The organism is Methylobacterium sp. CCH5-D2 (genome assembly GCF_001556475.1).
Classification (GTDB): domain Bacteria; phylum Pseudomonadota; class Alphaproteobacteria; order Rhizobiales; family Beijerinckiaceae; genus Methylobacterium; species Methylobacterium hispanicum.
Genome location: NZ_LSIX01000819.1, coordinates 1 through 14,432 on the forward strand (window position 1 = coordinate 1; position 14,432 = coordinate 14,432).

At 74.1% G+C, this 14,432-nt stretch carries 13 protein-coding genes; 5 read left to right on the top strand and 8 right to left on the bottom strand.

Annotated features, from left to right (window positions below; translation table 11 throughout):
* Positions 1–905 (bottom strand): ATP-binding protein (locus AX737_RS21575; protein WP_156453875.1); only part of this gene is annotated, 905 nt, incomplete at its 3' end.
* 170 nt (positions 906–1,075) lie between these two features.
* Entirely contained in the window at positions 1,076–2,041 is a 966-nt protein-coding gene (locus tag AX737_RS32355; protein WP_082773211.1) for a cytochrome c family protein, read from the bottom strand.
* Between the two features lie 240 nt (positions 2,042–2,281).
* On the opposite strand from AX737_RS32355, the gene AX737_RS21585 reads away from it, so the two are divergent.
* From AX737_RS21585 to AX737_RS21595, 3 genes are read left to right on the top strand one after another with little or no spacing between them, the layout of a single operon-like run.
* On the top strand, positions 2,282–3,025 hold the full coding sequence (locus tag AX737_RS21585) for a 3-deoxy-manno-octulosonate cytidylyltransferase (protein WP_066924788.1): 744 nt from the start codon (positions 2,282–2,284) through the stop codon (positions 3,023–3,025).
* Between the two features lie 18 nt (positions 3,026–3,043).
* Entirely contained in the window at positions 3,044–3,898 is an 855-nt protein-coding gene (locus AX737_RS21590; protein WP_066924790.1) for a prephenate dehydratase, read from the top strand.
* A 30-nt stretch (positions 3,899–3,928) separates the two neighbouring features.
* Positions 3,929–4,414 carry a hypothetical protein gene (locus AX737_RS21595; RefSeq protein ID WP_066924792.1) on the top strand — a complete coding sequence of 162 codons (486 nt, stop codon included), beginning with the start codon at positions 3,929–3,931 and terminating at the stop codon, positions 4,412–4,414.
* A 6-nt stretch (positions 4,415–4,420) separates the two neighbouring features.
* Here AX737_RS21595 and AX737_RS21600 read toward each other — a convergent pair whose 3' ends face one another.
* The 6 genes from AX737_RS21600 to AX737_RS21625 all read right to left on the bottom strand — a co-directional run bounded on the left by AX737_RS21600 (position 4,421) and on the right by AX737_RS21625 (position 11,867).
* Positions 4,421–5,461, bottom strand: coding sequence for an aldose epimerase family protein (locus AX737_RS21600; RefSeq protein ID WP_066924794.1), 1,041 nt, complete (start codon positions 5,459–5,461; stop codon positions 4,421–4,423).
* Between the two features lie 331 nt (positions 5,462–5,792).
* Positions 5,793–7,391 (bottom strand): bifunctional phosphoribosylaminoimidazolecarboxamide formyltransferase/IMP cyclohydrolase, encoded by a 1,599-nt coding sequence (purH, locus tag AX737_RS21605; protein ID WP_066924796.1) that lies wholly within the window; start codon positions 7,389–7,391, stop codon positions 5,793–5,795.
* A 95-nt stretch (positions 7,392–7,486) separates the two neighbouring features.
* Positions 7,487–8,323 (bottom strand): class I SAM-dependent methyltransferase, encoded by an 837-nt coding sequence (locus AX737_RS21610; RefSeq protein WP_066924798.1) that lies wholly within the window; start codon positions 8,321–8,323, stop codon positions 7,487–7,489.
* Positions 8,324–8,430: 107 nt separating this feature from the next.
* Complete coding sequence (locus AX737_RS21615) at positions 8,431–10,203, bottom strand: heparinase II/III family protein (RefSeq protein ID WP_066924800.1); 1,773 nt, start codon at positions 10,201–10,203, stop codon at positions 8,431–8,433.
* A 148-nt stretch (positions 10,204–10,351) separates the two neighbouring features.
* Entirely contained in the window at positions 10,352–10,864 is a 513-nt protein-coding gene (locus AX737_RS21620; RefSeq protein ID WP_066924802.1) for a GAF domain-containing protein, read from the bottom strand.
* A gap of 64 nt (positions 10,865–10,928) precedes the next feature.
* Positions 10,929–11,867, bottom strand: a complete 939-nt coding sequence (locus AX737_RS21625; protein WP_066924804.1) for a metal ABC transporter substrate-binding protein — start codon at positions 11,865–11,867, stop codon at positions 10,929–10,931.
* 229 nt (positions 11,868–12,096) lie between these two features.
* On the opposite strand from AX737_RS21625, the gene AX737_RS21630 reads away from it, so the two are divergent.
* The gene (locus tag AX737_RS21630; protein ID WP_066924806.1) at positions 12,097–12,624 is read left to right on the top strand and encodes a Spy/CpxP family protein refolding chaperone; all 528 of its coding nucleotides are present in this window, start codon (positions 12,097–12,099) and stop codon (positions 12,622–12,624) included.
* A gap of 92 nt (positions 12,625–12,716) precedes the next feature.
* The coding region (locus AX737_RS21635) for an ABC transporter ATP-binding protein (RefSeq protein WP_066924808.1) at positions 12,717–14,432 on the top strand (1,716 nt) is incomplete at its 3' end.

The following is a 14,432-nucleotide window of genomic DNA, read 5'->3' on the forward strand; positions in this document are numbered from 1 at the left end:
GCGCGCGGCGGCAGCACGAAGCCCCCATCGCTCGCGGGCGCCAGGATCTGCGCGCGCAGATCCGCGTCGGCGGCCCCCGGCAGCGGCAGCAGGCCGGGCGCCACCGCCCGCGCGCCGGTGACCACCGCGCCGATGCGCAGGCCCAGCGGCCGGCGGCTCAGCGCGGGGCCGAGCGCCACAAACTCGCCGCGCCCGAGATCGCGGAAGCGCTCGGCGCCGCGCCGGTCGAGGCCGAGCAGGTCGGCGGCCCGCGCCATGTCAATGTCGAGGAAGGTGCGGCCCATCAGGAAGTTGGTGGCCTCGGCCGCGACGTTCTTGGCGAGCTTGGCGAGCCGCTGCGTGGCGATCACGCCGGCAAGCCCGCGCTTGCGCCCGCGGCACATCAGGTTCGTCATCGCGCCGAGCGAGACCTTGCGGGCCTCGTCGGAGACGTCGCCCGCCGCCATCGGGGCGAAGATCTGGGCCTCGTCCACCACGACGAGGCAGGGGAACCAGTGGGCGCGCTCGGCCTCGAACAACCCGCCGAGGAAGGCGGCGGCGGCGCGCATCTGCGCCTCCATGTCGAGGCTCTCCAGGTTCAGCACCACCGAGACCCGGTGTGCCCGCACCCGCGCGGCGATGGCCTGGAGGTCGGCCTCACCGTGCGTGCCCTCCACCACGAGGTGGTCGTAGGCCTCGGCCAAGCTGACGAAGTCGCCCTCGGGGTCGACGATGACCTGCTGGACGAGGCCCGCGCTCTGCTCCAGCAGGCGGCGCAGCAGGTGCGACTTGCCCGAGCCCGAGTTGCCCTGGACCAGCAGGCGGGTGGCGAGCAGCTCCTCGAGGTTCAGCCCGACCGGGCTGCCCTGGCCGGCGCCGTCGAGGCCCGTGCCCATCTCGATCGTGCCGTCGCTGCCGATCGCCATCGCTGATCCGGTTGCCGCCTCGGTAAGTCCGCGCCCTGGCTAACACGGGCGGGGGCCGGAGGATGCGGCCGAGGGCGCGCCCGTCCACAGGTTGCGGCGGGGCTGGGGATGAGGGGCGATGCGCGATCTCCCTCCCCCCTCTGCGGGGGAGGGAGAGCTTCGCGGGAACCTTACTTGCCGGCCTCGCCGCCGGTCGAGCCCTGCTCCTGCAGGGTCTTCGCCTTGTCCTCGGCGGCCGGGTCGGCCTTGGCCGGGGGCAGCTTGGCGGCGGGCTCCGACGGAGCCGCGGGCGCGGCCTCGGCCGGGGTGTTCTGGCTCGGGCCGCCGGCCGCCGGATCGGGCTTCGGCTCGGGCTCGTTGCGGTTGGGCGTCGCGGTGTTCGGCTTCGGGCTGCCCGGCGCCTTCTCCAGCACGGGCTCGGCCGTGTTCGTGTCGGCGGGCTTGGCCGGGCTGTCCTTGCCCTCGGAGGCCTTGCCGGCGGCCGGCTGGCTCGCGCTCGGCTTGGTCTCGGCGGGCTTCTCCGCCGGCTTGGCCTCTGGCTTGCCCTCCGCGGCCTTGCCCTCGGCGGGCTTGGCTTCGGCTGGCTTGGCCTCGGCCTTGTCGGCGGCGGGCAGCGGCTTCGGGCTGTCGGCGAGCGTGCGCAGGTAGGCGATCACGTTCGCGCGCTCCTGCGGCGAGGAGATGCCCGCGAAGGCCATCTTGGTGCCCTTGATGAAGCCCTTCGGGCTCGCCAGGAAGTGGTCGAGGTCCTCGTAGGTCCAGGCCCCGCCCTTCTCCTTCAGGCCGGCCGAGTACTCGAAGCCGCCGTGGCTGGCCTTCGGGCGCTCCACGATCTCCCAGAGGTCCGGGCCGACCTTGTTCGGGCCGCCCTTCTCGAAGCTGTGGCAGGCCTGGCAGGCCTTGGTGCCGCCCTGGCCCTTCTCGACGTTGGCGCTGGCGAGCCGCACGGCGACCGGTTCGACCTTGGCGGCCTCGGAGGGCGCACCGCTCTCCGGCTGCGGCTCGGGCAGCTCGTAGCCCGCCTTGCCGGCAGGTTTCGGGTGATAGATCAGCTCTGCGACGAAGCCGGATCCGACTGCGAACAACACGGCGCCCAAGACCGCACCGGCGACCTTGTTCAGCTCGAACGAATCCATGCTCACTCAACTCCGCTGGCGTGACGGGGCAGGACGCCGGACATTGGAAGATTTCGAGGGTGCCTTAGCCGCTCCGGGGCGATCTTGACAATGCCGGAACGCCGTCAAGCTTGCCCCCGGTGCGGATCTGTCTCATCCGCGCCCCGCAACGAGGCCCCGCCGGGGCGGCGAACCCCGCGAAATGACAACGCGGAAACCGCCTGTTAAGGCAGCGCCGCCCGACCACCCCGGTATCCTCCCGTGTCCGATCCCCTGGTGCTCATCCCCGCGCGGCTCGCCGCCACGCGCCTGCCGAACAAGCCGCTCGCCGACATCGCGGGCGAGCCGATGATCGTCCATGTCTGGCGTCGCGCCGTCGAGGCCGGGATCGGCCCCGTGGTGGTGGCGACCGACACGGCCGCGATCGCGGAGGCGATCCACGCGGTGGGCGGGCTCGCCGTGATGACCCGGGCCGACCACCCGTCGGGCTCCGACCGGCTCGCCGAGGCGCTGGAGCAGGTCGATCCGGCCGGCCACCACGACGTCGTGGTCAACGTGCAGGGTGACCTGCCGACGATCGACCCGGCGGCGATCGGCGCCGCGGTGGCCCCGCTCGCCGACCGCACGGTCGATATCGCCACGCTCTGTGCCGAGATCGAGCGCGCGGAGGAGGCGGACGACCCGAACGTGGTCAAGCTCGTCGGCCACCGGGTCGGCCCGCGGCGCCTGCGGGCCCTCTACTTCACCCGCGCCCGCGCGCCCTGGGGACAGGGTCCCCTCTTCCACCATATCGGCCTCTACGCCTACCGCCGCGCGGCGCTCGCCCGCTTCATGGCCCTCCCTCCGGGCGAGCTGGAGACCCGCGAGCGGCTGGAGCAGCTGCGCGCGCTGGAGGCCGGCATGCGCATCGACGCCGTCGTGGTGGACGACCTTCCGCTCGGCGTGGACACGCCCGCCGACCTCGAACGCGCCCGCGCCGTGATGGCCGGTCGCCGCCTGAACTGACGCCGCCGCGATGCCACGATGAACCAGACCATCTCCTACCAGGGCGAGCCCGGGGCCAACTCGCACATCATCTCGGCCGAGGCGTTCCCGGGCTGGACCTACCTGCCCTGCCCCACCTTCGAGGACGCCTTCGCGGCGGTGACGGAGGGCCGGGCCGCCCGCGCCATGATCCCGATCGAGAACTCGATCGCGGGGCGCGTCGCAGACATCCACCACCTGCTGCCGACCTCGCCGCTCAGCATCGTGGCCGAGCACTTCCTGCCGATCCACTTCCAGCTCATGGCGCTGCCGGGCGTGGCGCTGGAGGAGCTCCGGAGCGTGCACAGCCACATCCACGCGCTCGGGCAGTGCCGGCGCATCATCCGGCGCCTGGGGCTCGCGCCCGTGGTGGCGGGCGACACCGCGGGGGCCGCCCGACAGGTCGCCGAGGCCGGCGACCGCACGATGGCCGCGCTCGCGCCCGCGATGGCGGCGGGCGTCTACGGGCTCGACATCCTGGCACGCGACGTCGAGGACGAGGCCCACAACACCACCCGCTTCGTGGTCTTCGCGCCCGAGGCCGAGGTGGCGGAGAACGAGGGCGGGCCCTTCGTGACGAGCTTCATCTTCCGGGTGCGCAACATCCCGGCGGCCCTCTACAAGGCGCTCGGCGGCTTCGCCACGAACGGCGTCAACATGTCGAAGCTCGAGAGCTACATGGTCGAGGGGCAGTTCACCGCGACCCAGTTCTACGCCGAGGTGGACGGCCACCCCGACGACCCTGCGCTGGCCCGGGCGCTGGACGAACTCGACTACTTCTCGCGCGAGCTGAAGGTCGTCGGCACCTACCCGGCCCATCCCTTCCGCGAGGCGGCCCGGCCCCCGGCCGAGTAGGGGTCGGGCGGCGCGAGCCGAGGTCCCGCCGTGACGCGAACCGGATACGCCGCCCTCGCCGCCTCCGCCGTGCTGGCGCTGGCCTGCGTCGTCTGGCTCGTCCGGCCGGTGCCCGAGCCGGAGCGCGGGTCCGTGCCGACGCGGACCGCCCCGTCCGCCGCGGCTCAGGGCGGGGCGCCGAAGTCCGGCGCGCCGACGCTCTACTGCGAGTTCACCAACTTTGCCGACCGCACGCCGCTGGTCGGCTTCTACTTCCGCGTCGAGCCGGCCGGCTACGCGCTGGTGTTCCGGCGCGAGCAGGACGGCGCGCAGGAGGATTTCGGGCCTGAATCCGCGCCGCGCTGGAGCCTTGACCGCGCGGCCGACCCCGCCGTGCTCGGCGCCCCCGACGACGAGACACGGATCAACCTCTACGCCTACGATCCGGGCCGGCCGGGGCAGGTCTGGTTCGAGGCCGGCCTGCGCAGCGTCCGCTACCGAAACCTCGGCGGTCGCTGCCGCCACAGTGCGGCTTGACGATCCTTACGCAGCCGAGAACCGCCACGTCGTCGTGGCGGTGAAGCGCTCGCCCGGGCGCAGGACGCAGGAGGGGAAGCCCGGATGGTTCGGCGCGTCCGGAAACCCTTGCGTCTCGAAGCAGACGCCGTCGCCCGCGCGGTAGGTGCGGCCGGAGGGCCCGACCAGCGTGCCGTCCAGGGTGTTGCCGGTGTAGAGCTGCAATCCCGGCAGCGTGGTCGCTACCGCGAGCAGGCGCCCGCTCGCCGGATCGTGGCAGGTCGCGGCCGGCCGCAGGGTTCCGGCCTCGCCCCGCAGCACGAAGCAGTGGTCGTAGCCCTTGCCCCGCACGATCTGCGGGTCGCCCGCGCGGATCCGGGCGCCGAGGGCTTCGGGCGCGCGGAAATCGAGGGGCGTGCCGGCGACCGCCCGGACCTCGCCCGTGGGGATGCCGGTCGCGTCGATCGGCAGGAAGGCGTCGGCCTCGACCGCGACGGCGTGGCCGAGCACGTCGCCCGCCCCCTCCCCGGCGAGGTTGAAGTAGCTGTGGTTCGTCAGGTTCAGCACGGTCGGGCGGTCGGTCCGGGCGGCGTAGTCGATCCGCACCAGCCCGTCCTCGGGCAGGCTGTAGGCGACCTCCACGTCGAGCGTGCCGGGGAATCCCATCTCGCCGTCCGGCGAGCGGCGCGCCAGGACGAGGCGGTCGGCCTCCGCCGCGGTCGCGCGCCAGGGCCGGTGGGCGAAGCCCTCCGGGCCGCCGTGCAGGGTGTTGGGCGGCTCGTTGACGGGCAGGTGATAGGTGTGTCCGTCGAGGTCGAAGCGGCCGTTCGCGATCCGGTTGGCGAAGCGGCCGGCCACCGCCCCGAAATGCGGGCTCAGGCGCTCGTAGCCGGCGAGCGTGTCGAGCCCGAGCACCACGTTGGCGCGCCGCCCCACCCGGTCCGGCACCTCCAGCCGGGTGACGACCGCGCCGTAATCGATCACCTGCAGCCGCAGGGGGCCGCGCTCCAGCGTGTAGCGGGTGACGGGCTCGCCGTCCCTGGTCCGCCCGAAGCCCTCGCCCGCCATCGCCGTCCCCGCTCCACCGCCCGCGCCTCGCCGGGACGATCCCCGACCCCGGAGCGTCGTCCTGGATACGGGATCCGGGCCGATGCTCCCAGCCTCTTGATTCTGCATCCTCTTTTCCGAAAGCCGGAAGCCAGCTTTCGGGACGATGCTTTGGGGCGCGGGCATGCCCGGCCACGCGGGCCGGTCCCGACAGGTCGCCGCGAAGCGCGAATCCCCGCTCCCCGCACGGCGAGGAGCGGGGATGGCGCGGCGCAGGGCCTCTCACGAAACGCCCGCTGCACCGTCGCGTGCAGGGGGAGGGCTCCCGGTGATCGGGCGTCGTGAGGTGCTCCTAGTGCCGGAAGTGGCGGACGCCCGTGAACACCATTGCCAGCCCGGCCGCGTCGGCCGCCGCGATCACCTCGGCGTCGCGCATCGAGCCGCCCGGCTGGATCACCGCGGTGGCGCCGGCCTCGGCGGCCGCCAGGAGGCCGTCCGCGAAGGGGAAGAAGGCGTCGGAGGCCACCACCGCGCCCTTGGCGAGGCTCTCGGTGAGCCCCAGGCGCTCGGCGCCCTCCTGCGCCTTCCAGGCGGCGATGCGCGAGGAATCGACCCGCGACATCTGCCCGGCCCCGATGCCGACCGTGGCGCCGCCGCGGGCGTAGACGATCGCGTTCGACTTGACGTGCTTGGCGACCCGGTAGGCGAAGCGCAGGTCGGCGTACTCGGCCTCGCTCGGCTGGCGCTTGGTCACGACGTTCAGGGCCATATCGTCCACGACCGCGCTGTCCCGGCCCTGGATCAGCAGGCCGCCGGACAGCGTGCGGACGGTCTCGCCGGCCGCGCGCGGGTCGGGCAGGCCGTCGGCGAGCAGCAGGCGCAGGTTCTTCTTGGCGCCGACGATGGCGCGGGCCTCCTCGGTCGCGTCCGGCGCGATGATCACCTCGGTGAAGATCTCGACGATCTTGCGCGCGGCCTCGGCGTCCAACGTCCGGTTCAGCGCCACGATGCCGCCGAAGGCCGAGGTCGGGTCGCAGGCGAGCGCCCGCTCGTAGGCCTGGAGCAGGTCCGCCCCCTCGGCGACGCCGCAGGGGTTGGCGTGCTTGATGATCGCCACCGCCGCGGTGCGGGCCGGATCGAACTCGGCGACGCACTCGTAGGCGGCGTCGGTGTCGTTGAAGTTGTTGAAGGAGAGTTCCTTGCCCTGGAGCTGGCGCGCGGTGGCGACGCCCGCCCGCGGCGTGCCGGGCGCCCGGTAGAAGGCGGCGCTCTGGTGCGGGTTCTCGCCGTAGCGGAGCGTCTGGCCGAGGCTGCCGCCGACCGCCCGGAACGGGGCCGGGCCCGCCGCCTCGACGTGCTGGACGAGCCAGTTCGCGATGGCCGCGTCGTAGGCGGCGGTGCGGGCGTAGGCCTTCTGGGCGAGGCTGCGGCGCAGCGCGGTGGAGAGGGAGCCGCCGCCGGCCTCGAGCGCCGCCAGCACCGCCGCGTAGTCCGAGACGTCCGTGACCACTGCCACGTCGCCGTGGTTCTTGGCGGCCGCGCGGATCATCGCCGGGCCGCCGATGTCGATGTTCTCGACGCAGTCGTCGTAGGGTCTGCCGGCCGCGATCGTCGCCTCGAAGGGATAGAGGTTGACCACCAGCAGGTCGATCGCCCCGATGCCGTGGGCGGCCAGCGCCGCCTGGTGCTCGGGGTTGTCGCGGATGGCGAGGAGGCCCCCGTGCACCGCCGGGTGCAGGGTCTTGACGCGGCCGTCCATCATCTCGGGGAAGCCCGTGAGGTCGGCGACCTCGCGCACCGGCAGGCCGGCCTCGGTGAGAGCGCGGTGGGTGCCGCCGGTCGAGACAAGCTCGATGCCGCGCGCGTGGAGCGCGCGGGCGAAATCCACGAGCCCGGTCTTGTCCGAGACGGAGAGGAGCGCGCGGGCAACCCGCACCTGATCATGCGACATGGCGAACGTCTTGGTCGTCGGTGGCGATTTCCCGGGCCGGTAGCACGGAACGGACCGGGCCGGCCAGGGAGCCTCGCGACGATCCCGCCCCGCGCTCAGCGCTTCCGGTAGACGAACACGTCCTGGTGCCCGTCGAGCTGCATCGCCCGGTAGGAGAGTGGCTCCAGGTCGGGGGCCGCCTCGGCGACCAGCGCCTCGACGGCGGCGCGGCTGAACCAGGTCAGGCCGTAATCGGCCGTGTAGTAGGGGTAGCGGGCGTAGTAGTAGCCCTCGCGCGCCAGGGCGGCGAGCACCGCCGGCTTGTCGAGCCAGAACTGCTCGTAGCGCTCCGCCTGCTCGGCCGAGCCCTGGCCGTGGATGGTGAAGACCACGATCCCGCCGGGCTTGAGGGCGCGTGCCACGTCGGCGAGGTTGGCGTGCACGACGGCGCGCGGCAGGTGGGTGTAGACCGAGAGCAGGTAGACGAGGTCGTAGGTGTCCGACGGTTTCGGGTGGGCCCGCTCCATCACCGGCACCTGCGCGGCGCCGAATTCGGAGGCGGTGAAGCGGGCGCCCTCCTCGATCATGTCGCAGACCGCGATGCGCTCGCCCGGAAGGCGGCGGGAGAGCCGGCGCACGATGCGGCCGTAGCCGCAGCCGATCTCCAGCGCCCGACCGATCGTGTCCCAGTCGCGCCCGGCCTCGCGGACGGCCGCCTCCAGGATGTCGACGAACTGCTCGGCGCCCGCCATGTAGCTCGCGACCTTGTCGGGGGCGGTCGAGGTCAGCATGAAGTCGTTGTAGTGGGCCCGCCCGATCCCGGCGACCGGGCGCGCGCCGAGGCGCGAGCCCAGCGCGAAGCGGGCCTTGCGCCCGACGCCGTAGAGGGCGGGCGAGCGCTTGATCACGTCCAGCATCGCGGGCGGGATCAGCCGGGTCGAGAGAGAGGGCACGGGCGGGGCTCCGCTGGACAGGTGCCCCACGATGCCGCCGCAACCGTGCGTCCACAACGATTTACGCGCGGCAAGCCTAACGGAGCTTTGCGACGCCGGAGCGCGCGTCAGCCCCGGCCCGGGGCGGCGGCCAGGCGGCGGAAGGACCAGTGCACCTCGCTGCCCTCGCCGTCGATGCCGAGCCGCAGGTGCAGGACGATCTGGTCGGTGCGCCGCGCGCCCGAGAGGCCCGCGAAGTAGACGCTCTCCTCGATCGCGACCGCGCCGCCCTCGGCGGAGAAGCGCCAGACCTCGCCCAAGGGCGAGGCTAGCTCCAGCTCCGCGCCGGCGCCGCGCACCGCGATCGCCGGGTGCAGGTGGAAGCGCACCGCGACCGCGTGCTCGCGGGGCCGCGCCCGGCCGGCCCCGCGGCCGGCCCGCCGGAAGGCGTCGGTGCCGTCGAGCCGCGCCCCGTCCGGGGCCAGCACCCAGCGCCGCTCGTGCACGAGGCCGAGATCCGGCGCGTAGCCGTCGTGGCGGGCGGCGAGCACGAGGCCGTCGGCCGTCTCGGTCCGCTCGGAGCGCACGTCGCGGGGACCGCGCAGCACCACCGGCCCGAGCCGGCGCACCAGCCAGGCGGCGGCCGCCCGCTCGCCCCACCACCCGCCCGAGCCGAGGAAGCGGCAGGAGGAGGCGTCGTCGATGCAGGCGGTGGAGTGGGCCGCGGTCGAGCGCGCGACCCGGCGCAGGTCCCCCCCGCTCTCCGGCAGGCCGCAATTGATCACGATGCGCTGGGGCCCGCTCGACATCTCGAAGGAGAGGCAGCCCGCCCCGGCATTGCGCGAGTCGAGCAGCGGCGGGCTCGCGCCCACGTCGGCCACCACCACGACCCGCCCGGCCTCGAGCCGCTCGTAGCCGGAATTCGGCGCGTGCATGAGCGGGCGGGCCAGCGCCCCGTCGTAGACGAGCAGCGTGGCGAGCTGGTCGGCGGCGGTCGCCCCCATGCCGTTGAAGTGGCTGAGCGAGGCGTCGGCGTGGCGCAGCAGCCGGAGCAGCGGCAGCATCCGGTCGATCGCCCGGATGAGCGCGCCCGGCGGCTCGACGTTGCGGCTGAGATAGCTCTGGCGCAGCGGCAGCAGGTCGAGCAGCAACTCCATGGCGAAGCGCGGGTCGCGGGAGCGGTGGCCGCCATCGGCCATCACCTGGCGGTCGAGCTCGCGCGACAGGACCCGGGTGGCCCGCCGCAGGATGGGCTGGATGCCCTCGCAGCACAGGCCCGCGTAGCAGAGCGCGACCGCGGCGTTGAGCTGCCATTGCGGCGGCACCCCGCGGCGCAGGTCCCGCTCCAGCTGCTGCGCGTTGCGGGCGATCGCCTTGAGGAAGGCCTGATAGAAGCCGTGGTCGGCCCCCTCCAGCACCAGCGGCGACTGACACAGGAAGGAGATCAGCCGCCGCGCCGCGACCGGGGTGCGCCGGGCGAGCGCCGGGTCGCCGCGCCCAGCCATGAAATCGGCCACGAACGCCCGGGCGTTGGCGCGGGCGAGCGCGGTGTCGGCGGCGCGCAGGTGGCGCAGCCAGCCGAAGCCGTACAGGACCTCGGCCCAGGCCTCGGACGGGGGTGCGTAGTCGAAGGGCGAGCCGCCGCTCGCGGCCAGCGACCGGCCCGCGAAGACGAAGAGCCCGGCATAGATGTCGTCCGCGAAGGTGGCGTCGGCGGTGCGCAGGTCGTGCGGCGCGATCACGAGCCCGCTCACCCGCACCCGGGCCAGGATGTCGGGCGGCGCGGAGAGCCGCGCGGCGGCCGCGCGCGCGAGGCCCGCCGCCTCGCGCCCGAGCAGCCGGTAGAATCGCCAGCGGTCAGGCCCCCGGGCCGAGTCCCACCAAGCCGCACCCCAAGCCACGCGTTCTCCTCGGACCCGGGGCGCGAGCGCCCGGCCTGTCAGTCGGTCAGGCTAGAACCGGCCTCTTAACCATCGGTTCACGCTGTGTCATGGCCAACCTCGGCCAACCTCGGCCAATCTCGGTCAACCGCACGGGGACGGACCGAACCTATTCGGCGGCCGCGACCGCGGCGTCCCGCACGCGGATCCGCGCCAGGGCGTCGCCGGCCAGACGCGCCAGGCGCTCGACGCGGCCGACCGTGACCGCGTCGAGGAACACGAAGGCGCACCAGTAGGCGCCGAGGGCGGCCACCGGCTCCGGCTCGCCGATCGGGGCCATGACGAGGCTGCGGATCGAGGTGCGCCGATAGGGCGCGACCGGGACCCGCGGATCGAGGGCGACGTCCGGGATCACCGCCGTCGCGCCGTTCAGCATCGCCCAGCCGGACACGCAGCCGTCGAGTGCGAAGCGCCGGTTCTTCCAGAGCGGTTCGACGGCGTTCTCGGCGACGTAGTGGCAGAAGCCGCCATCCCGCAGGATGACCGCGACGCCGTCGCAGCCGATCGCCGCGCGCGTGCACGCGCTCAGGGCGCTCACGATGTCGTCGAGCGAGCGGGCCGCCGCGAGACGCTCGCCCACGTGATCCAGGCGGGGGTCCGGCCGGTCCGGTTGATGGAGCATGGCGCCCTCGGTAGGCCCCGGGTGCCTCCCCGTCCAGGCGCCCGGGGGGCGGGCCCCCATGCGCCTAGCCCGGCCCGAGCGCCGCCGCGAAGGCCCGCAGGTTCTGGCGCATCATCGCCAGATAGGTCGGGGCCGGGCCGTCCGGACCGGAGAGCGAGTCGGAATAGACCCGGCCGCCGATGCGGGCCCCGCTCTCGCGGGCGATCTGCTGCATCAGGCGGGGGTCGGCGATCGTCTCCAGGAACACGGCCGGGACCTTGTCGCGGCGGATCTGGCGGATGATCCGCCCGACATCCTTCGGGCTCGCCTCGCTCGCGGTCGAGACGCCCTGCGGCGCGATGAAGGTCAGCCCGTAGGCCGCGCTGAAATAGCCGAACGAGGCGTGCGTGGTGATGACCCGCCGGTGCTCGGGCGGGATCGCCGCGATGGCGGCGCGGATGTCGCCCTCCAGGCGGTCGAGCTCGGCGAGGTAGGCGCCCGCCCGGCGCGCGTAGTCCTCCGCGTTGGCCGGATCGGCCTTGGCGAGGCCGTCGCGGATGTTGGCGACGTAGACCCGCACGTTCGCCACGCTCTGCCACGCGTGCGGGTCGAACGCCGCTCCGGGAGCGGACCCGGAACCCGGCCCGTGATCCTGCCCGTGATCGTGCCCGCCGTGATCGTGTTCGGGGTCGCCCGCGATGGTGTTCACGCCGGCGGAGGCGACGACGACCGGCGCCTTCGCTCCCGAGGCCCGGACCAGCCGGTCGATCCAGCCCTCGAAGCCGAGGCCGTTCACCACGATGATCCGCGCCTGCGCGAGGGTGCGCGAGTCGGCGGGCGAGGGGTTGTAGCTGTGCGCGTCGGCGTCCGGCCCGACGAGGCTCGTCACCGCGACGTCCGGGCCGCCGACCGCGCGGACGAGGTCGGCCAGGATCGAGAAGGTCGCCACCGCCCGCAGCGGCTCGGCCGCGGCCGGCAGCGTGCCGCAGAGGAGCGCCAGCCCGAGCAGGGCCGCCCGCGCCATCCCCCGAGTTCTCCGCATCCCCGAACCTCCCGCCGCACGCCTCGGGCGCCAGTAATGTAACAGTGTTGCATGCACAAGCGGGAGACGGGCCGGGCGCAAGGACGCTCCCGCCCGATCGCGCACGATCGCGCACATGAACGCGATGTCATGGTCCGGACAGGACGGCGCCATGAGAGCTGCGCCATTCTGGCACGCGGCGTCCCTGCCGACGCGAACGATGGAGAGATGCATGACCCGAAGCGTGATTCAGGGTGTCCTCCTGGCGGGCGTCGCCGCCCTCGGCCTCGCGGGCGCGGCCGCCGCGCGGGACGCGCGGCCCGACCCGTTCGGCCCGCGCGGCGAGGGCCGGGACGGCGGACGCTGGAGCGCCTTCTCGAAGGAGGATCGCGCCGCCTTCGCGGACGCGCGCATCGCCGCGCTGCACGCGGGGCTGCGCCTGACGCCCGACCAGGAGAAGCTGTGGCCGCCGGTGGAGACGGCGATGCGCGACCTCTCGCGCCTGAAGCAGGACCAGCGCGAGGCGCGGGCCGAGCGCGGCCGGATGATCGACGACGCGCCGGGCGCGCTGCGCGCCATGGCGGACGCGGCGAGCGCCCGGGCCGAGGCCCTGCGCAAGCTCGCCGACGCCTCAGGCCCGCTCTACGCCACCCTCGACCAGGACCAGCGGCGCCGCGCCCTGGTGCTGGCCCGGCCGATGCGCCCGCACCACGGCCACGGCTGGCACCGGCACGGGGGTCCGCGCGGCGAGCGGGACTGAGCCGCAACCCTCGCCCTTGATCCCGGGGGCGGGGGGCTGCAAACGCGGCGGAGGACGGGGGCTCCGACCCCCGCGGATCCCGGACCTCTGCCATGGCGCGCCTGAAGGGCGACACGATCCCGCTCCTCGCCCGCCTCTGGCGCGAGTGGCTCTCCCCCCACCGCGGCACCCTCGCGGTCGTGCTGGTGCTGATCGCGGTGGTGGGCGCGGCGACCGGCCTCTACCCGGCGCTGATCAAGGCGGCCTTCGACGCCTTCGACCACAAGGACCCCTCCGCCCTGACCTACGGGCCGGTCGTGGTGATCGCCGTGACGGCCGTTCGCGGCTTCGCGCTGCTCGGCCAGACCGTGCTGACGAACCGCGTCGTCACCCGGGTCGAGGCCGACATGCAGGCCGCCCTCTACGGCCACCTGATCGAGGCGGACCTCGCCCAACTCGGGCGCGAGAGCCCGGCGGCCTTCACGCAGCGCTTCACGACCGACTTCGCCTTCATCAAGGAGGCGCTGACCCGGATCTCCACCGTGCTGCTGCGCGACGTGGCGATGCTGGTGGGGCTCGTCGCGGCCCTCGTCTGGATGGATCCGGTCCTGACGCTGGTGGCCGCCGTCACCGTGCCGTTCGTGGCGGGCCCGATCGGGCGGGTCGGCAAGAAGCTCCGGCGGGTCTCGACCACGACCCAAGAGCAGATGGGCGCGACCGCGAGCCTGATCTCGGAGAGCCTCGCGGGCGTGCGCGTCGCCAAGACCTACGGCATGGAGGGCTACCTCAAGGCGCGGGCGGCCGCCGCCCTCGACGAGGTGCGCCGCCTCAAGATGAAGGCCGCCAACGCGCGCGGGCGCCTCGACCCGCTGCTCGAGATCGGCGGCGGCCTCGCGGTGGCGGGCGTTCTGGCGCTCGTCGGCCAGCGGGTGATGTCGGGCGAGCGCACGGTCGGGGACTTCACCGGCTACGTCGCCGCGCTGCTGCTGGCCGCCCAGCCGGCCCGCGCGCTCGGCACCCTCAACGCGATCCTGCAGGAGGCGGCCGCCGCCCTGCGGCGCTACTTCGACATCCTCGACGAGGCCCCGACCATCCGCGAGGCGCCGGGTGCGCCGGCGCTGGCGGTGGGGGCGGGGGCGATCCGCTTCGCGGGCTTGCGCTTCCGCTACCGCCCCGATGCGCCGGCACTGGAGGGCATCGACCTCGACGTCCCCGCGGGCTCGACCACGGCGCTCGTCGGGCGCTCGGGCTCGGGCAAGTCCTCGCTCCTCAACCTCGTGCCGCGCCTCTACGACCCGACAGAGGGCCGCGTCATCATCGACGGCCAGGACGTGCGGGGCGTGACGCTGGCCTCGCTGCGCGCCGCGGTCGCGGTTGTCTCGCAGGAGGTGACGCTGTTCGACGACACGGTGGCGGCCAATATCGGCTTCGGCCGGGCGGGCGCGAGCCCGGCCGAGATCGAGGCGGCGGCCCGCGCGGCGGCCGCGCACGACTTCGTGGCCCGCCTGCCCGAGGGCTACGGGTTCCGCGTCGGCCCCGCCGGGCAGCGCCTGTCGGGGGGCGAGCGCCAGCGCATCGCGCTCGCCCGCGCCTTCCTGAAGGACGCGCCGATCCTGCTCCTCGACGAGGCGACCTCGGCGCTGGACGCCGAGAGCGAGCGCCTCGTGCAGGCGGCGCTGACGCGGCTGATGCAGGGCCGCACCACCCTCGTCATCGCCCACCGGCTCTCGACCATCCGGCAGGCCGACCGGATCGTGGTGTTGGAAGCCGGCCGCGTCGTCGAGACCGGGCGCCACGACGACCTGCTGGCCGCGCAGGGGGCCTACGCC

Excerpts from the sequence above, each read along its gene's own strand:
- AX737_RS32355 (WP_082773211.1), bottom strand. The coding sequence starts at position 2,041 with ATGGATTCGTTCGAGCTGAACAAGGTCGCCGGTGCGGTCTTGGGCGCC.
- AX737_RS21590 (WP_066924790.1), top strand. The coding sequence starts at position 3,044 with ATGAACCAGACCATCTCCTACCAGGGCGAGCCCGGGGCCAACTCGCAC.
- AX737_RS21600 (WP_066924794.1), bottom strand. The coding sequence starts at position 5,461 with ATGGCGGGCGAGGGCTTCGGGCGGACCAGGGACGGCGAGCCCGTCACC.
- purH (WP_066924796.1), bottom strand. The coding sequence starts at position 7,391 with ATGTCGCATGATCAGGTGCGGGTTGCCCGCGCGCTCCTCTCCGTCTCG.
- AX737_RS21620 (WP_066924802.1), bottom strand. The coding sequence starts at position 10,864 with ATGCTCCATCAACCGGACCGGCCGGACCCCCGCCTGGATCACGTGGGC.
- AX737_RS21625 (WP_066924804.1), bottom strand. The coding sequence starts at position 11,867 with ATGGCGCGGGCGGCCCTGCTCGGGCTGGCGCTCCTCTGCGGCACGCTG.
- AX737_RS21630 (WP_066924806.1), top strand. The coding sequence starts at position 12,097 with ATGACCCGAAGCGTGATTCAGGGTGTCCTCCTGGCGGGCGTCGCCGCC.